General features: G+C 69.1%; 20 protein-coding genes. 12 read left to right on the forward strand and 8 right to left on the reverse strand.

The features are described 5' to 3' along the window. Positions 1-8: 8 nt before the first annotated feature. The 6 genes from ACWH43_RS19300 to ACWH43_RS19325 all read right to left on the reverse strand — a co-directional run bounded on the left by ACWH43_RS19300 (position 9) and on the right by ACWH43_RS19325 (position 6,074). The gene (locus tag ACWH43_RS19300) at positions 9-98 is read right to left on the reverse strand and encodes a K(+)-transporting ATPase subunit F (RefSeq protein ID WP_158444836.1); all 90 of its coding nucleotides are present in this window, start codon (positions 96-98) and stop codon (positions 9-11) included. A 9-nt stretch (positions 99-107) separates the two neighbouring features. Further along, entirely contained in the window at positions 108-287 is a 180-nt protein-coding gene (locus tag ACWH43_RS19305) for a hypothetical protein (RefSeq protein ID WP_158444837.1), read from the reverse strand. A gap of 116 nt (positions 288-403) precedes the next feature. After that, positions 404-2,134, reverse strand: coding sequence for an ABC transporter ATP-binding protein/permease (locus tag ACWH43_RS19310; protein ID WP_158444838.1), 1,731 nt, complete (start codon positions 2,132-2,134; stop codon positions 404-406). Further along, positions 2,131-3,027 carry a ChaN family lipoprotein gene (locus tag ACWH43_RS19315; protein WP_158444839.1) on the reverse strand — a complete coding sequence of 299 codons (897 nt, stop codon included), beginning with the start codon at positions 3,025-3,027 and terminating at the stop codon, positions 2,131-2,133. The genes ACWH43_RS19310 and ACWH43_RS19315 overlap by 4 nt, the downstream gene beginning before the upstream one ends. Then, positions 3,011-3,763 (reverse strand): hypothetical protein, encoded by a 753-nt coding sequence (locus ACWH43_RS19320; RefSeq protein ID WP_158444840.1) that lies wholly within the window; start codon positions 3,761-3,763, stop codon positions 3,011-3,013. The genes ACWH43_RS19315 and ACWH43_RS19320 overlap by 17 nt, the downstream gene beginning before the upstream one ends. A gap of 91 nt (positions 3,764-3,854) precedes the next feature. Next, positions 3,855-6,074 carry a TonB-dependent hemoglobin/transferrin/lactoferrin family receptor gene (locus tag ACWH43_RS19325; protein WP_260349287.1) on the reverse strand — a complete coding sequence of 740 codons (2,220 nt, stop codon included), beginning with the start codon at positions 6,072-6,074 and terminating at the stop codon, positions 3,855-3,857. 429 nt (positions 6,075-6,503) lie between these two features. On the opposite strand from ACWH43_RS19325, the gene ACWH43_RS19330 reads away from it, so the two are divergent. The 10 genes from ACWH43_RS19330 (at position 6,504) to hpaR (ending at position 15,736) form a co-directional block, all read left to right on the forward strand. Next, positions 6,504-7,256, forward strand: coding sequence for a sulfite exporter TauE/SafE family protein (locus ACWH43_RS19330; RefSeq protein WP_158444842.1), 753 nt, complete (start codon positions 6,504-6,506; stop codon positions 7,254-7,256). Positions 7,257-7,540: 284 nt separating this feature from the next. Further along, positions 7,541-8,407, forward strand: coding sequence for a fumarylacetoacetate hydrolase family protein (locus ACWH43_RS19335; RefSeq protein WP_158444843.1), 867 nt, complete (start codon positions 7,541-7,543; stop codon positions 8,405-8,407). 3 nt (positions 8,408-8,410) lie between these two features. Further along, the gene (gene hpaH / locus ACWH43_RS19340) at positions 8,411-9,214 is read left to right on the forward strand and encodes a 2-oxo-hept-4-ene-1,7-dioate hydratase (RefSeq protein WP_158444844.1); all 804 of its coding nucleotides are present in this window, start codon (positions 8,411-8,413) and stop codon (positions 9,212-9,214) included. Between the two features lie 152 nt (positions 9,215-9,366). Further along, a complete protein-coding gene (locus ACWH43_RS19345; RefSeq protein WP_158444845.1) occupies positions 9,367-10,404 on the forward strand; it encodes an amino acid ABC transporter substrate-binding protein in 1,038 nt (345 codons plus the stop codon). A gap of 132 nt (positions 10,405-10,536) precedes the next feature. Continuing rightward, positions 10,537-11,658 (forward strand): amino acid ABC transporter permease, encoded by a 1,122-nt coding sequence (locus ACWH43_RS19350; protein WP_158444858.1) that lies wholly within the window; start codon positions 10,537-10,539, stop codon positions 11,656-11,658. Continuing rightward, positions 11,655-12,773: an amino acid ABC transporter permease gene (locus ACWH43_RS19355; protein WP_260349288.1), complete on the forward strand. Its 1,119-nt coding sequence runs from the start codon at positions 11,655-11,657 to the stop codon at positions 12,771-12,773. The genes ACWH43_RS19350 and ACWH43_RS19355 overlap by 4 nt, the downstream gene beginning before the upstream one ends. Before the next feature lie 15 nt (positions 12,774-12,788). Further along, positions 12,789-13,526 carry an amino acid ABC transporter ATP-binding protein gene (locus ACWH43_RS19360; protein ID WP_158444846.1) on the forward strand — a complete coding sequence of 246 codons (738 nt, stop codon included), beginning with the start codon at positions 12,789-12,791 and terminating at the stop codon, positions 13,524-13,526. A gap of 50 nt (positions 13,527-13,576) precedes the next feature. Beyond that, complete coding sequence (locus ACWH43_RS19365) at positions 13,577-14,731, forward strand: pyridoxal-phosphate-dependent aminotransferase family protein (protein ID WP_158444847.1); 1,155 nt, start codon at positions 13,577-13,579, stop codon at positions 14,729-14,731. A gap of 19 nt (positions 14,732-14,750) precedes the next feature. Further along, on the forward strand, positions 14,751-15,164 hold the full coding sequence (locus ACWH43_RS19370; RefSeq protein ID WP_158444848.1) for a 5-carboxymethyl-2-hydroxymuconate Delta-isomerase: 414 nt from the start codon (positions 14,751-14,753) through the stop codon (positions 15,162-15,164). 59 nt (positions 15,165-15,223) lie between these two features. Beyond that, positions 15,224-15,736, forward strand: a complete 513-nt coding sequence (gene hpaR, locus ACWH43_RS19375) for a homoprotocatechuate degradation operon regulator HpaR (protein WP_158444849.1) — start codon at positions 15,224-15,226, stop codon at positions 15,734-15,736. Positions 15,737-15,748: 12 nt separating this feature from the next. Here the strand turns inward: hpaR and ACWH43_RS19380 are convergent, their stop codons facing one another. Further along, positions 15,749-16,681, reverse strand: coding sequence for a hydrogen peroxide-inducible genes activator (locus tag ACWH43_RS19380; protein WP_158444850.1), 933 nt, complete (start codon positions 16,679-16,681; stop codon positions 15,749-15,751). Between the two features lie 279 nt (positions 16,682-16,960). Here ACWH43_RS19380 and katG point away from each other — a divergent pair, with 279 nt between their 5' ends. Then, a complete protein-coding gene (gene katG, locus ACWH43_RS19385; protein ID WP_158444851.1) occupies positions 16,961-19,138 on the forward strand; it encodes a catalase/peroxidase HPI in 2,178 nt (725 codons plus the stop codon). 304 nt (positions 19,139-19,442) lie between these two features. Further along, positions 19,443-20,348 carry a polyphosphate kinase 2 gene (gene ppk2, locus ACWH43_RS19390; RefSeq protein WP_158444852.1) on the forward strand — a complete coding sequence of 302 codons (906 nt, stop codon included), beginning with the start codon at positions 19,443-19,445 and terminating at the stop codon, positions 20,346-20,348. A 142-nt stretch (positions 20,349-20,490) separates the two neighbouring features. On the opposite strand, the gene ACWH43_RS19395 is transcribed toward ppk2, so the two are convergent. Further along, positions 20,491-21,924: an amidohydrolase family protein gene (locus ACWH43_RS19395; RefSeq protein ID WP_158444853.1), complete on the reverse strand. Its 1,434-nt coding sequence runs from the start codon at positions 21,922-21,924 to the stop codon at positions 20,491-20,493. Between the last annotated feature and the right edge of the window lie 24 nt (positions 21,925-21,948).

Here is a 21,948-nt window from a genome sequence, read left to right on the forward strand (position 1 = left end):
GGGCGCCGTCAGAACCGCTCGGGGCGGAGCAGCGCATAGGTGAGGTAGACGAGCAGGATCGCCGTCACCGCCCCACCGAGAAGGTAGTCGACGAGCATGGGGACCCCTCAGAGCGCGTCGCAGGCGCGGATGTAGGCGAGGCTGGCCGCGAAGAAGGCGAAGCCGAGCGCGAGCATGGCGATATCCATTGCCGTGGTCCTTTCGACCGGGCGTTGCGATCGGCGCAGGCGCAGGCCGGCCCTGCCGCCGGCGGCGGCGCGAAGCCGGTCAGCCGAATGGCCGTGCATGAATTATCGGGAGGCGCGCATAGGGTTTCGAGACGGGCGAAAACGCCGCGGCATAGGAATTCCATAGGAATTCGCGCGCCGGCTCGCGCTGGGCACCGGCCGGGCGGCGCCCCGGTTCAGGCCGAGCGCAAGGCCGGAAATGCCGCGTCGTCACGCACCGGCACGGCCCTGTCGAGTTCGATCAGCTCGAGCGGGCCGAGGCCGGCCGGCTCGCGATGGGCGATGACGATCAGGGTCGCCAGCGGCAGCGCGGCGCGCAGGGCCGCGAGGACCTGCCCCTCGCCCGCGCGATCGAGCGCGCTCGTCGCCTCGTCCAGCACCAGCCAGTCCGGCTTCTGGAGCAGGGCGCGGGCCAGCGCCAGGCGCTGGCGCTCGCCGCCCGAGAGGCCGCGCCGGGCCTCGCTCCAGCCTGCCGCGTCGAGCGTCCACAGGGCCGGCAGGCCGACCTGCTCCAGGGCCCGGCGGAGGGCGTCGTCGTCGAGCGCGCCCGGCGGCAGCGGATAGGACAGCACGGTTCGCAGATCGCCGAGCGGCAGATAGGGCTGCTGCGGCAGAACCACGATCCGCCCCCAGGGCCGCTCGATCCGGCCGTCGCCGTGGCGCCACAGCCCGGCCACCGCCTTGGCGAGCGAGCTCTTGCCATGGCCGGACGGCGCCGACAGCCAGTAGCCGCCGCCCGCCGCCAGCCGCAGCTCCGGCAGGGCCTGCAGCCGGCGGCCGCCCGGCGTCTCCAGCACGACCTGTTTCAGCGCCAGCGCGCCATCGGCCGAGGGGTGCAGCGCCGGGCGGGTGGCCGGAGCGGCGGCATTCTCGGCCGCCTGCATGAAATGCGACAGGCGGCTGGCGGCAGCGGCGAGCTCGGCGAGGTCGCGATAGGAGAAGACGAACCAGGACAGCGTGGTCACGACGTTCTGGAAGGCCGAGCCGATCTGCATCAGCCCGCCGAAGCTGACGCGCCCGGCGAGATAGGCCGGCAGCGCAAGGAAGAGCGGAATGCGCAGCACGGTCTGGAAATAGGGCCGGGTGAACAGCCCGAGGACCAGGTCGCGCTTGGCGAGGCTGCGCCAGTTGCGGGCGATCGACGCGAAGCGCGCGCCGAACAGCCGCCGTTCCGCCGGCTCGCCATCGGCCAGCGCCACTGCCTCGACATGCTCGCGCATCCGCATCAGCGCGAAGCGGAAATCCGCCTCGCGGCGCTGCTGCTCGACCGAGAGCGCCTTCAGCGGCCGGCCGAGCAGATGGGTGACGCCGCTCGCCAGCGCGACATAAAGCGGCGCCGCCCAGACCATGTAGCGCGGAATCTCGACGGAGACGCCCATCACGGCGAAGGCGAGCGGGAAGGTCGAGAGCGACCACAGGATCGCGGCATAGGTGGTGAGCGCGACGATATTGGTCGCCAGCTCGAGTCCCTCCGCCGTCAGCTTGTCGACGAAGATGCGGCAATCCTCGGCGATGCGCTGGTCCGGGTTGTCGAGGCCGTGATCGGTGCGGTCGCGCAGATGCCAGAAGGCCTTTCCGGCGAGCCAGCGGTCGAGCGCCGCCTCCGTCAGCGCATGGCGCCAGCGGATCTGCAGCATCTTGCGCAGATAGGTGCTGGCGAGATGGAGCGAGGCGCTGACCGCGATCAGCCCGAAGAAGATCGCGATCTGGCGCAGGGCGCCGTCGACGTCGAGCTTCTGCAAGGCGTTGTAGAAATCCGCCGTCCAGGCGATCAGGCGCACGCCGATCTGCACGCCGGCGAGGCCGAGCCCGAAGATCATCAGGAAATAGAGGGCGCCGATCCTGCCGCCCGGCCCGCCGACGCACAGCCGCGTCAGCCGCGCGATCCGCCCCAGCGCCGCCCTCACGACGCGGCCCGCGGCTGGGTCCGGCGCGGCTGCGGCGGCTCCGGCGTGTCGAGCCGGAAGACGGCATCGGCGATGCCGGCGAATTCCGCCGGATCATGCTCCGCCGCCGTGGTCGGCAGCAGCACCGCGACATCCTCGATCCCGAGATCGCGGAGCTGGTAGGGCGTGCCGTGGCCGTATTCGAGATGGCCGCGGCCGATGATGCCGATGACGAGCGGATCGTCCGTCGCCGCGGCCAGGTGATCGGCGATGCGGCAGGCGAAGGAACGGTCCCAGCATTGCTGCGCGCGCACGAAGCGGTCGAAGCGCTCGGGCGCCATCGCCTCCGGCCGCGCCGGCCCGGCGAAGCGCCCGGTGATCGCCGCGAGATAGCGGCGATAGGCCTCGCTCGCCGGTGCCGACGGCGTCACGCCGTCGCGCTCCCCGACCGGGATCGCCTCCCAGCCGACCTGCCCGACCCGCGTCACCAGCGGACGGTGACAGTTCAGCGCCAGCATCTTCACCCGCTGCTGGCGGCAGAAATGGAACAGCGGCAGATAGAGCGCGGGATCGAAGCCCCAGACCGCGTCCCAGTCGCTGCGCGCCAGGAAGGTGGCGGTGTCCAGCGCTCCCTCGATCCAGGCGTCGAGCACGGGCTGGACCCGGAGCGGGAACATCTCGAAGCCCATCGCCAGGGACGGCCGCAGCAGGCGCAGGAAGGCCGCGACATGGAGCTGCCAGCGATGGATCTCGGCGACGTCGTGCGTCTCGCCCAGCAGCACGACGCGCCTGGCCGCCATCGCCCGCATCAGCTCCGGCTGCGGCAGCTCCCGGCCCGTTGCCGGGCAGAGCCAGCCGGCGCGCGGATGCGCCAGCAGGCCGCGCCCGCCCTCGGCCTCAGCCGCGGACGGCATGGCTTTTCGGCACCTTGGCGAAGGCCGCGGCCGGGCCGCGCAAGGCGAGGCCGAAGCGGCCGCCCTGCGCGTCCAGCGCATGCAGGATGGTGGCCGGGCCCTCGGCCTCGCGCTCCCAGCCGGAGACGGCGCCGGCCTTCAGATGCAGATGGAAATCCGGCTGCATGATGTTGACGAACCCCATGGCCGGCTTCGGCTCGGGCAAGGCGCCGCGCCAGTGCTGGAACAGGCCCGGCCGCTCGATCACGATGGCGACGTCCTCGCCGCTGGCGCGGATCGCCGCGAAGCTGCGCGCGCCGAGATCGTCCTCCGGCACCTCGGCCGGCCCGCCGCTTCCGGGCGCCTCGCGCTGGACCGGCTCCAGCGCCTCGCCCGGGCCGAAGCCCTCCAGCGCCGCGTCGAAGGGCTCCAGCCCGTCGAGCCCGATCAGGCTGAACAGGGTCTCCCCGGCCGCATCCCGGCATTCCAGGCGCGGCAGCACGCGCTCGCGCATCCGGCTGGTGCGGTCGGCGACGATATCGGCGACGCAGGCGAGGTCGATGCGGCTGTCATGGCAGGCGCCCGAGAGCCGTGCCGACCCGGCCTCGACGGCCACCGTCTCGACCGCGCCCATCCGCTCATGCGTTGCCCCGCCGGTGCGCGCGCTCAGCATGAGCCGGCCCATCGCCGGCAGGCTCTTCAGGATCTCGGCGGGTTGCGCGCTCAGTTTTTCGCGCGGCCTGGCGGTGCTGGTCATGATGGTCTCCGAAAAAGGGGGCGGCGCTCCGGGGTCTCGGTCGAAGCGCCGCCGTTTCGCCGCGCCGGGGCGCGGCGTCTCGCTGCCGGGTTCAGAATTCGACCGTGGCGGCGAGCTTGAAGGTGCGGCCGGGCGCGGTCTGCAATTCGAGCGGGTTGCTCGCCGCGGTCGAGGCGGGCGACGGCACCTTCTCATAGCTCGTGCCGCCGACGAGGTTGGCGAAGTAGCGCTTGTCGAAGATGTTCTCGACGCCGCCGCGCACCGTGATGAAGGAGGTCGGCTTCCAGTTCAGATAGGCGTCGAACACCGAGTAGCCACCCGCCTTGAACAGGCTCGGCGAGCTGGCGCGGTTCACGCCGCCGGCGAAGGTGCCGATCACCTCGGCCTCCAGGCCGTATTCCGGCATCAGATACTTCACCGCGGTGACGGCCTTGAACGGATTGACGTCGAAAGGCGTCCGCGCTTCGCCGGCTTCGACCCGCTGCTTGCCGTATTGATAGCTGAGCGAAACATTGGCGAGCCAGCGCTCGTGGAAACGCCACTCGGCCGAGGCCTCGATGCCCGAGATCTGCACCTGCGACAGATTGCGGTAGGTGATGTCGATGGTCCCGGGGATCTCGTAGAAGGACTGGATGAAGTCCTTGTAGCGCGCGTGGAAGACGCCGACCGAGAACCAGCCATCGGCGAACTTGCCGCGCAGGCCTGCCTCGTAGGAGCGGACGGATTCGGGCCGCAGATCGGGGTTCGGGATCAGGTTGAAGGTGGTCGAAGGCAGCGAGGTGTAGAGCTGCTCGGCGGTCGGCATCTTGAAGCCTTCCGCATAGCGCGCATAGAGCGAGTAGGTCTCGTCCAGCTTGAAGATCGTGCCGATCTGCGGAATGAACTTACGGGAGTCGAGCTCCCGCGGCTCCTTGCCCGGCACGATGACATAGCCGGGGCCCATGCGCGGATCGATGTTGTAGGTCGCATAGCGGATGCCGGGCGTGATCGTCCAGCGGCCGGAGAGCAGCTCGATCTCGTCCTGCAGGAAGATGTCGGCGCGCGTCGTCGTGGCGTTGGCGAAGTTGAAGCCACCGGCGAGCGTCGTGGTCGTGACGCCGGTGGCGAGGTTCCTGACGTCGTCCTGCCGCTTGTAGTCGGTCCGGGTGATGTCGCCCTGGAAGCCGTAGGTCAGGCGGTGGAAGCTGGGGCCGAGCGCGAAGCTCGACTTCGCCTGGATGTCGAGCTGCGAGAACTGCTCGGAATAGTCGTGCAGGCCGCGCGTGAAGCGCTGCTGCCCGTTGGCGAGCGTCTGCAGGTTGTTGGTGACGAAGGTGCGCTCCTGCGGCGAGAACGAGGCCTGCCAGCGCAGCGAATCGAGGAAGCTCAGCCCGGCATCCCATTCATGCTCCAGCGCGATGCGCTTGCGGCTCTTGATCTGGTTGCGGATGTTCGGACCGTTGCGGACGCCGCCGCTCACGACATTGTAGTTGTAGAGCTGGTTCACGGTCGAATCGCTGTCGTAGTATTCGCCGGTCAGCTTGAAGGTGTGGTCGCCGGTCGGCTTGAAGACGAGCTTGGCGAAACTGTTCCAGACCGTGACGTCGAGCGGGTTGAGCTTGTCGCAAGGCAGGAAGCGCAGCGTCGGCACCGGGCAGCCCCAGCGCCCGCCATCGGCGCGGGCCTTGGTCAGCCTCGCCTCGTGGGCGCTCTTGTGGCTGAGGCCGACGATGCCCTCCAGCATCGGCGAGAAGCGGAAGGCGGCGATGCCCGTCTTGACGAAGGAGCGGTCGAGGCTGTCATAGGCGGAGTTGAGCCGCACCGCATAGGGCTTGTCCTTGCCCTTCAGCAGGTCCTCCGGGTCGAGCGTGCGATAGGCGACGATGCCGCCCATCGCGTCCGCGCCCCACAGCACCGAGCCCGGGCCGCGCACGATCTCCGCGCTCTTCAGGAAGGGCAGGTCGACGAAGTCGCGGTTGCCGTCGGTGACGCGCTCGATGACGCGCGAGCCGTCGACCTGCATCTGGACGCGGTTGCCGCCGACGCCCCGGATGGTGAAGCCGCCGTAATTGCTGAACGGATCGGTGCTGCTGGTGATGCGGTTGACGCTGACACCGGGCTCGTAGCGGATCAGGTCCTGGGTGTCGCGGATGATCCGATCGTCGAGCTCCTGCCGCGTGATCACGCTGACCGTGCCGGGAACGTCGAGAACCTGCTTGGCGCCGCGCTCGGCGGTGACCGTGATCTGATCCAGCGAGATCGTGCCCGGCTCGGCCGCCGCAGGCGGTGCCGACTGGGCTTTCGCGCCGGCTAACGGAGCCGACGCAGCCAAGATTAAAACAGATATAATCCTATAATTTCTTTTCATAACCCAGCCCACCATTTTGTCGGCGAGCCGATTATTCCATTGGCAAAAGATTCGCAAATTGAATCTTATCACTATATTATAGTTCCAAGCTGAATTTATAGCTATTACAAACCAATGACTGAAAATATCCACCCCCGCCCGCCGCTCTCTTTTGAACTGATCGAAGATCAAACCGGAGACATCATCGGCGGCCCCGGACGATCCGATCCGGACAGGCGGCAATGACGGCCATTCTCCCCGCGCCGAGTGCAGCCGCAGGGCCAGGCGAGCCGGCGACGGCGTTTGACATCGCCGGCAGCGCTATCTATGCGCGCGCCGGATCCTTACCATGCGCCAGCCATCGGCATCGCCGTGCGGGCTGGCCATCTTCCACAGGGGGCGGAGCGGCAGGCGATGGGTTTCGACATGGTCCTGCTCGTCTTCCTGGCGGGTTTCGCCTCGGGCGTCGTCAACGCCATCGCCGGCGGGGGCACCTTCATCACCTTCGGCACGCTGACGATGGCGGGGATGCCGGCCATCACCGCCAACGCGACCTCGGCCATCGCCCAGTTGCCGGGCTATCTCGCCTCCTCCCTGAGCTACCGCCGGGAAATCCTCGGCAACTGGCGCACGGCCCTCGGCCTGCTGGCGGTCTCCTTCATCGGCGGCATCATCGGCGGCACGCTGCTGCTGGCGATGAACAACAAGTCCTTCTCGGCGCTGGTGCCCTGGCTGCTGCTGTTCGCGACGGGGCTGTTCGTCGCCGGCCCCTATCTGCCGCGCTCGCGGAGCCAGGCCGCAAAGGCCGGCCCCGGCAGGCGCGCGGCGCGCGGGCTGCTGCAGCTCGTCACCGCGATCTATGGCGGCTTCTTCGGCGCCGGCATGGGCATCATGATGCTGGCGACGCTCGGGCTGACCGAGGGCAGCGACTACCACAGGCTGAACGCGCTGAAGAACCTGCTCTCGATCAGCATCGCCCTGATGGCGGTCGTCGTCTTCATCGGCGGAGGCGTCATCGACTGGAGCGGCGCCCTGCTCCTGATCCCCGGCGCGACCCTGGGCGGCTTCGCCGGGATCTACGCCGCAAGGCGCGTCAGCCAAGCCTATATCCGCTGGATCGTCACCGGCATCGCCGCCCTGCTGACGGCCTATTACTTCCTGCGATAACCTCCCGGGCCGACCCGCCTGCGCAACCGCCCGGCTCCGCGCGGCAGCGCGGCGCCCCGCCGCCCGGCGGGAGGCTCCCACTTTGCCCGTCCACAGGCCGGCACTGCCCGCGCCGGGCGCGCCCGCGGCGGATTGACAGAGCGAGCAGCCATCTATTTAACATGATAACTAGATGATGCGGCGGCGAGGCGGAACCGGGCTCGGTCGCGAGCGTGCGGCACCGCCATGCCCGCTTCGTCTGCGGCCCCAGCGCGCCCCGTCGTGCCGTTTGCGAGGAACACCCCTTGGTTTCGAAGTTCGTCAGTTTCGCCCATGGCGATGAAACGCGCTATGGCCTGATCGCCGCAGGCGGCGTCGTCGACCTGTCCGCACGCCACCGGGCGCAATGGCCGACGCTGCAGCAGGTGGTGGCGCAAGGCGCCTTCGGCGCCCTGGCCGAGGCCGGCGCGGCGCTGGCGCCCGACCTGCCGCTCGAGGGCCTGCGCTACGCGCTGCCTACCCTCGCGCCGGAGAAGATCATCTGCGTCGGCGTGAACTTTCCCGACCGCAACGCCGAGTACAAGGACGGCAAGGAGGCGCCGCCGAACCCCTCGCTGTTCCCGCGCTTCCTGCGCTCCTTCACGGCGCATGAGCAGCCGCTGATCCGCCCGCCGGAAAGCGAGCAGCTCGACTATGAGGGCGAGATCGCCATCGTCATCGGCAAGCCGGGCCGCCGCATCGCCGAGCGCGACGCGCTCGGCCATATCGCGGCGCTGACGCTCGCCAACGAGGGAACGATCCGCGACTGGGTGCGCCACGCCAAGTTCAACGTCACCCAGGGCAAGAACTTCGACCGCTCCGGCTCGCTCGGCCCCTGGCTGGTGCCCTTCGCCGACGAGGCGCAGCTCGCCGACATCGCCTTGACCACCCGGGTCAACGGCGAGGTCCGCCAGAGCGACCGGACGAGCCGGATGATCTTCTCCTTCCGCAAGATCATCAATTACGTCTCGACCTTCACCACCCTGGTGCCGGGCGACATCCTGATCACCGGCACGCCGACCGGTGCCGGCGCGCGCTTCGACCCGCCGATCTGGCTGAGGCCCGGCGACGTCGTCGAGGTCGAGGCCGAGGGCATCGGCCTGCTGCGCAACACCATCGCCGACGAGGCCTGAACCATGCTGACATCCGAGGATATCGCCGCCGCCGCCCTCAGCCTCGACGAGGCCGAGAAGACCCGCCGGCAGACCGGCCTGATGTCGCTGCGCTTCCCGCAGATGACGCTCGACGACGCCTATGCGATCCAGGGCGCCTGGATGGAGCGCAAGCGCGCCGCCGGCCGCCAGGCCATCGGCTGGAAGATCGGCCTCACCTCCAAGGCGATGCAATACGCGCTCAACATCGACACGCCCGATTCCGGCGTGCTGCTCGACGACATGCGCTTCGAGGACGGCAGCGAGATCCCGCCGGACCGCTTCATCCAGCCGCGCATCGAGGCCGAGATCGCCTTCGTGATGAAGTCGGAGCTGAAGGGGCCGAACGTCTCGGTCTACGACGTGCTGAACGCAACCGACTACGTCACGCCGGCCCTCGAGATCCTCGACACCCGCATCCTGCGCGTCGACCCGCAGACCAAGCAGGCGCGCACCATCGTCGACACCGTGTCGGACAACGCCGCCAATGCCGGGATCGTCCTCGGCGGGCGCGCCATGCGGCCGGACCAGGTCGATCTGCGCTGGGTCGGCGCCATCGTCTCGCGCAACGGGCAGGTCGAGGAGACCGGGCTGGGCGCCGGCGTGCTCAACCATCCGGCCCGCGGCATCGCCTGGCTGGCCAACCGGCTGGCGCGATACGGCGCCCGGATCGAGGCGGGCCAGATCGTCCTGGCCGGCTCCTTCATCCGCCCGGTCGAGGCGCGGCACGGCGACACCATCGTCGGCGATTACGGGCCGCTCGGAACCGTGAGCTGCTTCTTCGCCTGACGCGGAACGCCGCGCGACGCCCGGACGAATGACCCCGAGCGTCCCGCGGCAATATAATTAACTTGATAATTAACATGTTATATGTCACTTCGAGCGGAGCGTGGGGGCGATCCGCCATCCGCACCGCCCGCCGCCGACACTGGGAGGACTGAATGCTCGGATATCTGCGCAACCCCTGGACGCTGGCCGCCGGCTGTCTGCTGCTGGCCGCGACGGCCGCCTCGGCCGAAAGCGGCGCGACCCAAAAGGCCATCGCCGCGCGCGGCGCCCTGAATTGCGGCGTCTCCAGCGGCGTCCAGACCGGCATGAGCACGCTCGACAGCAACGCCAAATGGTCGGGCTTCGAGGTCGATTTCTGCCGCGCGGTCGCGGCCGCCGTCCTCGGCGACGCCGAGAAGATCAAATACGTGCCGCTCGAGATCAAGACGGCCTTCGCCACGCTGCAGTCGGGCGGCATCGACGTGCTGGCCCGCACCGCGACCCACACCTTCATCCGCGACATCGAGCTGAACGTCGAATGGCCCGGCGTCTATCTCTATGACAGCCAGGGCTTCCTGGCGAAGAAGTCGCTCGGGGTGAAGAGCGCGAAGGAGCTCGAAGGCGCCTCGATCTGCGTCTCGGCCGGCTCGAACTACGAGCTGAACCTCGCCGACTTCTTCCGCAAGAACAACATGAAGTTCACGCCCGTCGCCGCCAATACGCGCGACCAGAACGAGAAGAACCTGGCTTCCGGCCGCTGCGACGTCTACGCCAACGTGCTCAGCGCGCTCGCCGGCGCGGTCTCCAAGCTCGGCAACCCGGACGACTGGGTCGTGCTGCCGGAGCTGATCTCGATGGAGCCGATCGGCCCGGTCGTGCGCAAGGACGACGCCCGCTTCCGCGACATCGTCGCCTGGACGCTGAACGCGCTGATCGCCGCCGAGGAGCTGGGCATCACCCAGGCCAATGTCGACCAGATGAAGGCGAGCTCGACCTCGCCGGAGGTCCAGCGCCTGCTCGGCGCGACCGGCGATTTCGGCACCAAGCTCGGCATCGACAATGCCTGGGCCCTCAACGCCATCAAGGCCGTCGGCAACTATGGCGAGATGTTCGAGCGCAATCTCGGCGAGAAGAGCCCGATCAAGCTGCAGCGCGGGCTGAACAACCTCTGGAACAACAAGGGCCTGATGTCCGCGCCGCTGCTGCGCTGAGGACAGGCCATCGGGGCCGGCGCCAGCCGCCGGCCTCCCCTCCCCCGACGAGTTGCGACGCCGCCACCGATGACCGTCTCATCTGCCGCTTCCCTGCCGACAAGACGCCCTCGCTTCGGCCGCCGGCGCGTCATGGGCTGGCTCTATCAGGGGCTGCTCGTCGCGGCGCTCGCGCTCCTCGCCTGCGTCGCGGTCGGCAATCTGCACGACAATCTGGCGGCGCGCGGCCTCAAGCTCGGCTTCGACTTCCTCTGGCAGGAAGCCGGGTTCGAGATCGCCTTCCACCTCATTCCCTACACCGCCAGCGACAATTACTGGCGGGTCTTCCTGATCGGCATCACCAACACGCTGCTGGTCACCGTGCTCGCCATCCTGTTCTCGACCATCCTCGGCTTCGCCGTCGGCATCGCGCAGCTCTCCGGCAACTGGGCGATGTCGCGCGCCGCGCGCATCTATGTCGAGATCGTGCGGAACCTGCCGCAGCTCCTGCACATCCTGATCCTCTACAATGTCGCGCTGCGCGCCCTGCCGGCGCCGCGCGCGGCGATCTCGCTGGGCGATGCCGTCTATCTCTCCAATCGCGGCATCCTCGTCCCGGCGCTGACGACCGACCGTCCCGGCCTGCTCGCCCTCGCGGTCCTGGTCGGGCTGGCCGCGGCGCTCGCCCTGTTCCGCAGCCTGACCGGCTATGCCGAGCGCAGCGGCCGCTCGGTGAATGCCTGGCTGCCGGCGCTGGCGGTTCTCCTGCTGGTGCCGGCGCTGGCGATCGGCCTGAGCGGCGCCGGGCTCGGCATCTCCGTGCCGCGGCTCAAGGGCTTCAACTTCGCCGGCGGCTGGGTGCTGGTGCCGGAACTGTCGGCGCTGGTGATCGCCATGGCGATCTACAACGCCGCCTTCATCGGCGAGCTGGTCCGCGCCAGCATTCAATCGGTCAACAAGGGCCAGCGCGAGGCCTCCGCCGCGATCGGCTTCGGCTGGTGGCAGACGCTGCGCTTCATCGTCATCCCGCAGGCGGTGCGCGTGCTGCTGCCGCCGCTGTCGAACCAGTATCTCAACATCCTCAAGGGTTCGTCGCTCGCGGTGGCGATCGGCTATCCCGACCTCGTCGGCGTCTTCACCGGCATCAGCATCAACCAGACCGGCCGCGCCATCGAGATCGTCGCCATGACGATGGCCGTCTATCTCGCGATCAGCCTGCTCATCGGCGCGCTGATCAACCTGTTCAACCACATGACCAGGATCGTCGAACGGTGACCGACGCAGCCACACTGCCGGCCGGCCGCGCCCGGCCCGTCCCGGGGAGCGCCGGCGCCCTGCCCGCGCGAGCCGTGTCCTGGCTGCGGCGGCGCCTCTTCGCCTCCTGGCGGGATGGCCTGCTGTCGCTCGGCGTCATCGCCGTGCTCGGGGCCATCGCCTGGGCGATCGTGCCCTGGGCGCTGTTCGACGCGACCTGGCACGGCGCCAGCCGCGCCGACTGCACCGGGAGCGGGGCCTGCTGGGCCTTCGTCTCGGCCAAGGCCTCGCAATTCGTCTACGGCTTCTATCCGCCGGCGGAGCGCTGGCGCCCGGACATCGCCTTCGCGCTGCTGGTCGCCGGCCTCGTCTGGCTGATGGTGCCGCGCATCCCGGCGAAGGCCTATGCCGGCTTCTTCATGATGATCGTGCTGCCGGTCGCGACCTTCCTGCTGCTGCATGGCGGCTTCGCCGGGCTCACCGTGGTGCCGAGCGACCAGTGGGGCGGGCTGCTGCTGACGCTGATCCTCGCGGTCTCGGGCATCACCTTCTCGCTGCCCTTCGGCGTGCTCTTCGCGCTCGGCCGGCGCAGCCGGATGCCGCTTGTCCGCTGGTTCTGCATCGGCTTCATCGAGTTCTGCCGCGGCGTGCCCTTCCTGACCGTGCTGTTCATGGCGATCGTGATGCTGCCCTTCTTCCTGCCCTCGGGCACGAAGCCGGACCCGCTCGCCCTCGCCGTCGTCGGCATCATCTTCTACGAGGCCGCCTATATGGCCGAGGTCGTGCGCGGCGGCTTGCAGGCGCTGCCCAAGGGCCAGTACGAGGCGGCGATGGCGATCGGCTTCGGCTACTGGCGCACGATGCTCCACATCATCCTGCCGCAGGCCGTGCGCAAGGTCGTGCCGGGGGTGGTCAACACCACGATCTCGCTGCTCAAGAACACGACGCTGGTGATGGTGGTCGGCCTGTTCGACCTGCTCAACATCGTCTCGGCCGGCGTCTCCGACCCGCTCTGGGCCGGCTCCCAGGCCGAGGGCTATTTCATCGTCGGCCTGGTCTTCTGGCTGATGAGCTTCGGGCTCTCCTGCTACAGCCGCGCCATCGAGGCCCGCTTCGCGCGCGCCGAGCGCACCTGAACGGATCATCGCGCCATGGATAATCCCCTCATCCGGCTCGCCGGCGTCAACAAATGGTACTCGCAGTTCCATGTCCTGCGCGACATCGACCTTGCGGTGAAGCCGGGCGAGCGCATCGTCGTCTGCGGGCCGTCAGGCTCGGGAAAATCGACGATGATCCGCTGCATCAACGGCCTGGAGGCCTATGAGCAGGGCACGATCACCGTCGCCGGCGAGCGCGTCGCCCAGGACGACGACAATATCGAGAAGATCCGCCAGCGCGTCGGCATGGTCTTCCAGAACTTCAACCTGTTCCCGCACCTGTCGATCCTCGACAATCTGACGCTGGGGCCGATCAAGCTGAAGCGCATGCCGCGCGCCGCCGCCGAGGCGCGCGCGATGGAGCTGCTGGAGCGCGTCCATATCGGGCAGCAGGCCCTGAAGTTCCCGAACCAGCTCTCGGGCGGGCAGCAGCAGCGCGTCGCCATCGCCCGCGCGTTGGCGATGGAGCCCGACGTGATGCTGTTCGACGAGCCGACCTCGGCGCTCGACCCGGAAATGGTCAAGGAGGTGCTCGACGTGATGATCGCGCTCGCCGGCACGGGCATGACCATGATCTGCGTCACCCACGAGATGGGCTTCGCCCGCGCCGTGGCCGACCGCGTGGTCTTCATGGCCGACGGCTCCATCGCCGAGATCGGCGCGCCCGACGCCTTCTTCTCCGCGCCCCGCACCGAGCGGGCCCGCCAGTTCATCCAGCAGGTCATCCACTGACCGGCGAAACGCCGGCCATTGCCAAGCCCAGCCTTCCGGAGTCCCTTCCCGTGACGTCCTCGCCCTCCTACCCCTATCGCCTCCGGCTTCCCGGCCCGATCTCGATCCCCGAGCGCATCCGCCAGGCGACGGCGCGCCCGATCGTCAACCATCGCGGCCCCGAGATGCGCGTGGTGCTGGAGGAGATCCAGCGCCTGATCCAGCCGCTCTTCGGCACGCAGGCGCCGGTGCTGACCTTCGGCTCCTCCGGGACCGGGGTGATGGAGGCGAGCCTCGTCAACGTGCTGGCGCCGGGCGAGAAGGTGCTGGCGCTGGCGCATGGCCAGTTCGGCGACCGCTACGCCCAGATCGCGCGCGCGCTCGGCGCCGAGGTCGACGTCATCGAGACCGAATGGGGCTGGGCGCCCGATCCGGCCGTGGTCGCGGCAAAGCTGGAGACGGCGGATTACCGCGCCGTCATCACGGTCCATAACGAGAGCTCGACCGGCGCGGTGACCGACCTCGCCGCGATCGGCAGGCTGCTGCGCGACCGCGACACGCTGTTCCTGGTCGATTCCGTCAGCGGGCTCGCCGGCATGGAGCTGCGGCAGGACGAATGGGGCCTCGACATCGTCGTCACCGGCTCGCAGAAGGCGCTGATGTGCCCGCCCGGCCTCGGTTTCGCCAGCGTCAGCGGGAAAGCCCGCCAGGTGATCGAGCGCGACGACCGCTGCCCGCGCTTCTATCTCGACATGCGCAAGGCGCTCGCCACCGTCGACAAGCACGAGACCGCCTTCACCTGCCCGGTCTCCCTGCTGTTCGGCGTGCAGGAAGCGCTGCGCGCGATCCATGAGGAAGGCCTGCCGCAGGTCTTCGCCCGCCACAAGCGGCTCTCGGACGCCCTGCGCGCGGGCTGCGTCGCGCTCGGCCTGCCGGCCTTCGGCGATCCCGCCACCGCCTCGCGCACCGTCGTCGTCGCGTCCGTCCCCGAGCCGCTGACGGCCGGCCCGATCGTCAAGCACATGTACGAGACCTACAACACCGTCATCGCCGGCGCCCGCAACAAGCTGAACGGCCGAGTCGTCCGCATCGGCACGATGGGGCAGATCAGCGAGGCCGACATCCTGACCGACCTGCACTATCTCGAGCTCAGCCTGACGGCGCTCGGCCACAAGGTGCCGGCCCCCGGCTGCGGCGTCGCCGCCGCCATCGCCTCCCTCCGCTGAAGCCCACGGAACCGCTGCCATGCCTCACATCTGGGTCGAATATTCCAGCAATCTCGAAGCCAGCCTCGACGTGCCGGCGCTGCTGAAGACGGTGCAGGACGCGCTCATCGGCGACGGGACGGTGTTTCCCTTCGCCGGCGCCCGCACGCGCGGCGTGCCCGTCGCCAACTACCTGATCGTCGACGGCCATCCCGACAACGCCTTCGTGCATGTGCTGCTGCGCATCGCCAAGGGCCGTTCCGAGGCGGACAAGAAGGAGGCGGCCGGCCGCGTCTTCGCCGCGGCCAAGGCGCTGCTCGCCCCCGTGACCGCGGCACGGCCGCTCGGGATCTCCGTCCAGATGGAGGAGGCCGACGAGACGCTGAACTTCAAGACCAGCAACTATCGGGAATATTTGAAGCAGCGTGGCCTTCCGGAGAAGGTGGTAGCCTGAGGCCTGGGCGGCGCGGGCGCGGATTCGCCCGCCGCGCCGCCCGATTTCTGGGAGTTTCCATGTCCGAACCCATCCAGGGTCGTTCCGGCGCAGCGCCGCGGGAGGCCGAGCAGGCCGCGGCGCGCATCCGCATCCGGCACTTCTCGAAATCGCTGCCGATGTCGCTGCTGCGGGCGCGCGAGGCGGTGATGCGCCATTTCCGGGCGAGCCTCCGGCGTTTCGGCATCACCGAGCAGCAATGGCGCGTGCTGCGCGCCCTCACCTCCGGCGAGGACTTCGAGGTGACGGAGCTGGCCGAGGCGACCTTCCTGCTCGGGCCCAGCCTGTCGCGCATCCTGAAGGACCTCGACGAGCGCGGCCTCGTCCTGCGCCGGACCTCGCCCTCCGACCTGCGCCGCGGCATCGTCTCGATCTCGCCGCAGGGCCTCGACCTGATCGCGCGTGCCGGCATCGAATCCGAGGCGATCTACCGCGAGATCACCAGCCGCTACGGCAGCGAGCGCCTGGCCGAGCTGCAGGGCCTGCTGCGGCAGCTCGAGGAATGCCTGGAAGGCCCCGAGATCGCCGGCTGAGCCGCCCTCCGGTCAGGCCGGCCCGCATGGCCCGCCCTGCCCCTGCCGCGGCGCTTCCGCCGCCCGGCGCACCACATCCGCGATCTGGTGGAGCTGCGGCGCGAGCGGGCTGCGCTTGCGCCAGACCATGCCGATGGTGCGCGACGGATGAGGCTGCCCGAAGCGCGCGACCGAGACGGAAGCCGAGCGCGTCTCGACCGCCACCGCCATTTCCGGGATCAGGGTGACGCCGAGGCCGGCATCGACCATCTGGACGAGGGTCGAGAGGGAGCTTGCGTCCAGCAGGTCGCGCGGCGGCATGCTGCCCTGCCTGATGTCGCAGAAGGCCAGGGCCTGGGCCCGGAAGCAATGCCCCTCCTCCAGCAGCAGCAGCCGCATCTCGCGCAGCGCGGCCGGGCTGGGCACCGGCTTGCCCTCGTCCTCGCGCGGCCGGACCAGCACGAAGCTCTCGGTGAAGAGGGCGACCTCCGCCAGGGAGGGCTCCGACACCGGCAGGGCGACGATCGCCATGTCGAGCCGGCCTTCGGCCAGCTCCTGGACCAGCTTCGGCGTCAGCGTCTCGCGCACATGCAGGTCCATGCCGTCATGCAGCCGGCCGAGCTCGCCGATCAGGGCCGGCAGCAGATAGGGCGCGACGGTCGGGATCACGCCGATGCGCAGCTTGGCGACCAGCCCGCCGCGCGAGGCGCGGGCGAAGCCCTCCAATTCGTCGAGCCCGCGCAGGATGTCCCTCGCCCGGGCGACGACCTCCTCGCCGAAGGGAGTCAGGCGCAACTGGCGCCCGCCGCGCTCGAACACCGGCACGCCGAGCTCCTCCTCGAAAGCCTTGACCTGCATCGACAGGGCCGGCTGCGAGATCGCGCAGGCTTCCGCCGCGCGGCCGAAATGGCCGTGCCGCACCAGGGCCTCGACATAGCGGAGCTGCCGCACTGTCAGATTTGGCATAATTAAAACTTATCCCGACAATCAGAAAATCGGAATTAATATAATGAAACGGCTTTGATAAGAGGCATGCAGCGAAGGGGGGACGCAGATGCTCCGATCGCCATGCGCCATGCAGGCCGCGATGCCGCCGGAATTTGCCGGAGCCCGCCGCCTGCCGCGCTGGCCCGGCCGGACATCGCATCCGCCCGTCACCCCGATCGATGGCGGGGACGGCGCTGCGGAGCCGGTCCCTTCCACCCGCGGAACCAAGCCATTGGCCCATTCAGCCCGGAGAGTGAGATGAACGCCAAGACTGACGACAGCACCGGCAAATGCCCCGTCGCCCATGGCGGCGCCACCCGGCAGAACCGCGACTGGTGGCCGAACCAGCTCCCCGTCGAGGTCCTCAACCAGCACTCGGCCAAATCCGACCCGCTCGGCGGCTCCTTCGACTACCGCGAGGCGTTCAAGACGCTCGACTACGAGGCGCTGAAGAACGATCTGCGCAAGCTGATGACCGATTCGCAGTCCTGGTGGCCCGCCGATTTCGGCCATTACGGCCCGCAATTCGTCCGCATGGCCTGGCACGCGGCCGGCACCTACCGGCTCGCCGACGGCCGGGGCGGCGGCGGCCGCGGCCAGCAGCGCTTCGCCCCGCTCAATAGCTGGCCCGACAACGTCAACATCGACAAGTCGCGGCGCCTGCTCTGGCCGATCAAGCAGAAATACGGCCAGAAGATCTCCTGGGCCGACCTGATGATCCTCACCGGCAACGTCGCGCTGGAGACGATGGGCTTCCGCACCTTCGGCTTCGCCGCCGGCCGCGAGGATAGCTGGGAGCCCGACCATGACGTCAACTGGGGCGCCGAGACCGGCTGGCTGACCCATCGCCCGCTCGACAAGTTCGACGCGCCGCTCGGCGCCACCGAGATGGGGCTGATCTACGTCAACCCGGAAGGGCCCGGCGCCAATGGCGACCCGCTCTCGGCCGCCCATTTCATCCGCGAGACCTTCGCCCGCATGGCGATGGACGACGAGGAGACCGTGGCGCTGATCGGCGGCGGCCACACCTTCGGCAAGACCCATGGCGCGGCGGCCGAGTCGTACAAGGGGCCGGAGCCCGAGGCGGCCGATCTCGAGGCGCAGGGCCTCGGCTGGGTCTCGAGCTACGGCACCGGCCACGGCGCCGACACGGTCGGCAGCGGCATCGAGGTGACCTGGACCCAAACCCCGGCGCAGTGGAGCAACTTCTTCTTCGAGAACCTGTTCAAATTCGAATGGGTGCAGACGCGCAGCCCCGGCGGCGCGATCCAGTGGGAGGCGAAGGACGCCGAGGCGATCATCCCCGACGCCCACGACCCGTCGAAGAAGCACAAGCCGACGATGCTGACCACCGACCTGTCGCTGCGCTTCGACCCGGTCTACGAGAAGATCTCGCGCCGCTTCCTGGAAAACCCCCAGGCCTTCGCCGAGGCCTTCGCGCGCGCCTGGTTCAAGCTGACCCATCGCGACGTTGGCCCGCGCTCGCGCTATCTCGGCCCGGAAGTGCCGAAGGAAGAGCTGATCTGGCAGGACGTCGTCCCGGCGGTCGACCATCCGCTGATCGACGCCGCCGATGCCGCCGCGCTCAAGACCAGGATCAAGGCTTCCGGCCTCTCGGTCTCGGAGCTGGTCGGCACCGCCTGGGCCTCCGCCTCGACCTTCCGCGGCGGCGACAAGCGCGGCGGCGCCAATGGCGCGCGCATCCGCCTGGCTCCGCAGAAGGACTGGGAGGTCAACCGGCCGGAGCAGCTCGCCAAGGTGATCGCGGTGCTCGACGGCATCCGGCGCCAGTTCAACAAGGAGGCGGACGACGACAAGCGCGTCTCGCTGGCCGACCTGATCGTGCTCGCCGGCAATGCCGGCGTCGAGATGGCGGCGAAGGCCGCCGGGCATGACGTCACCGTGCCGTTCACGCCGGGCCGCACCGACGCCAGGCAGGAGCAGACGGACATCCATGCCTTCTCGGTGATGGAGCCGACCGCGGACGGCTTCCGCAACTACCAGAAGGCCGGGGCCAGGATCCCGGCCGAGGTGGCGCTGATCGACCGGGCGCAGCTCCTGACCCTGACCGCGCCGGAGCTGACGGTTCTGATCGGCGGCCTGCGCGCCCTCGACATCAATGCCGACGGCTCGAGGCACGGCGTGCTCACCCACCGTCCGGGCGCGCTGACGAACGACTTCTTCGTCAACCTGCTCGACATGAGCACGCAGTGGAAGGCCGTCTCCGAGGCCAAGGACGTCTTCGAGGGCACCGATCGCGAGACCGGCGCGCCAAAATGGACCGGCACCCGCGCCGACCTCGTCTTCGGCTCGAACTCGATCCTGCGGGCCTTGGCCGAGGTCTATGCCAGCGCCGACGCCGGGGAGAAGTTCGTGCAGGACTTCGTCGCGGCCTGGACCAAGGTGATGAATCTCGACCGCTTCGACGTGCGCTGATCGAGCGAGCACGACGGGCGACAGCGATCGCCGGGCCGCCCTCGCGGGTGGCCCGGCGATCGCGCATCTGCCCCTGCCGGCGAATCCCGTCCGACCTGCGGGACACGAGCGATCGGCGGGGCCGCACGACCCGACCCGCCTTCACCGCGCCTTCATCGCGCCGTCATGTGAGCCGGCGATAGTTCCGGCGACCGGGCCCGGACTGGCGGAGAACGGCATTGCGGCGCCTCGCCATGCCGCCGCGGGCGGCTTGCGCGGCCGCCCCGCCTGCCGGTCCGCTCCGCCGCAACCAAGAGCCGAGACCATGTCGCCCCACACCATCGACCGCATCAAGGACGAGATCGTCGACAGCTTCGACGAGGAGCTGGAACTGCAGCTCGAGGACGACCGCCTCGACGATCTGGCGGCGGAGGAATTCAGCGGCCCGGGCGAGCGCAGGCTCGACCGCAGGGTCTATTTCCGCGAGCTCTTCCGGCTGCAGCACGAGCTGGTGCGGCTGCAGGACTGGGTCCAGTACAGGAAGCTCAAGGTCGTGGTGCTGTTCGAGGGCCGCGATTCGGCCGGCAAGGGCGGCGCCATCAAGCGCGTCACGCAGCGGCTGAACCCGCGCGTCTGCCGCGTCGTCGCCCTGCCCGCCCCGACCGAGCGCGAGCGCAACCAGTGGTATTTCCAGCGCTATGTCCCGCATCTGCCGACGGCGGGCGAAATGGTGCTGTTCGACCGCTCATGGTACAACCGCGCCGGCGTCGAGCGGGTGATGGGTTTCTGCACCCCCGACGAGCTGGAGGAGTTCTTCCGCTCGGTCCCCGATTTCGAGCATATGCTGGTGCGCTCCGGCATCGTCCTGATCAAGTACTGGTTCTCGATCACGGACGAGGAGCAGGAGTTCCGCTTCCGCATGCGCATCGAGGATCCGCTGAAGCAGTGGAAGCTCTCGCCGATGGACCTGGAAAGCCGGGTGCACTGGGAAGACTATACACGCGCCAAGGAGGAGATGCTGGAGCGCACCCACACCGCGCATGCGCCCTGGTGGGTGGTGCAGGCGGTCGACAAGAAGCGCGCCCGCCTCAACATGATCGCGCACCTGCTCGCCCAGATCCCTTATGAGGAGGTGCCGAAGCCGGAGATCGTCCTGCCCGGGCGCGTGCGCAACCCGGATTATCTGCGCCATCCCGTGCCGCCGGAGATGTATGTGCCGGAGACTTACTGAGGGTCGGCACGCTTCGGCAATCGGTGACGGCGCATTGCGGCGCTCCGGAATCCATCGAAGGGCGGCGCGCCTCAGGATGGTTTCCGGGTCCGCGCCTCGCCAGCCCGGACGGGCGAAGCGGCCGCGATCGTGCCAGCCCGCCTCAGCCCTGCGGGAAGGTCAGCGGCGAATAATCGGTGACGGGACGATGCGCCCAGTCATGGCCGGGGGCCGCCGCCTCGGTCCGCTTCTGGCCCGCATGCAGGCGCCGCGCCGCGGCCGGATAGTCCATGGTCAGGACGGTGCCGTCCCGCACCACCAGCCGGCCGTCGACATAGACGCGGTCGACGGCGCGCTCGGCCGCGGCATAGACCAGGCTGCGGACGGGGTCGCGATGCGGCTGCATCATCGGATGGTCGAGATCGACCAGCACGAGATCGGCCTTCGTGCCCGCTTCCAGCCGGCCGATGTCGTCGCGCCCGAGCGCGGCCGCGCCGGCCGTGGTCGCCGCCTCGAACAGGTCGGTGGTGGTCAGGGTGCGCGGGCTCTGTGCCATCAGGCGGGCGACGTAGCCGGCATGGCGCATCTCCTCGAGCATGTTGTGCGGATAGGTGTCGGTGCCAAGCCCGATCCTGACCCCGGCGCGGCGATAGCGCCCGAAATCGTCGAGCGCGATGCCGCGGCGCAGGAACACCGTCGGGCAATGCGCGACGCGCGTGCCGGTCTCGGCGAGCAAGGCGAGGTCGCGCCGGCTGTGCCAGCCGACCCGCGGATAATCGTCGAGGAAGATGGCGTGGCCGATGATGCTCGTCCCGCCCAGAACGCCGAGCTTCTCCAGCCACTGGATCGGCGAGACGCCGTGGCGGCGCGTGATCTCATGGAACTCGACCGTCGACTGGGCGGCGTGGATCTGCCAGGGCAGGTTGCGGCGCCTGGCCTCGGCGTGGCTCTCCTTGATCAGCCCCTCGCTGCAGGTGTCGATCTGCGCCGGGCAGACCATGCCGAAGAGCCGGCCGGAAGGATGGTTCTCAGCCTGCTCGATGAGGTCGAAGGCCTGCGCCATCGCCGCCTGCCCGGCCTTCTCGTCCCATTCGTATTCGACGACATGGCCGTTCTTCGTGTACCAGCGCGCCGAGCGGAACATCGGCGAGACGCAGACGCGCAGGCCGCTCTCGGCCGCGAGATCGAGCCAGGCCGGATGGGCCACCGAGAGATCGGCGAGGGTGGTGACGCCGGACAGCAGCAGTTCCGAATAGGCGACCTGCACGCAGTCGGGCACGGTTTCCGCGTCCGCCCGCAGGATCGGCATGAATTCGTAGAGCGAGGAGTTGTAGAGGGCGGGCGAGCCGAGCTCGTCGAGGAAGCCCTTGTTCAGCGGCTCGCTTGAGGGATGCGAGTGGATGTTGACGAGGCCCGGCATGACCATGCGCCCGCGCCCGTCGACGGTCTCGTCGGCCGGGCCGTCATAGCGCTTGCCGACGAAGCGGATGGTGCCGTCCGCGAAGGCGACGTCGCCGCCCGTGAGATAGACATGCCGCGCGGCCGCGGCGTCCCAGGCGACAACGACGTCGGCGTTCTTGATGACCGTGATCGTCACGATGCTTCCTTCCTCCCGAACCCT

The sequence above is a fragment of the Allobosea minatitlanensis genome (assembly GCF_964020775.1).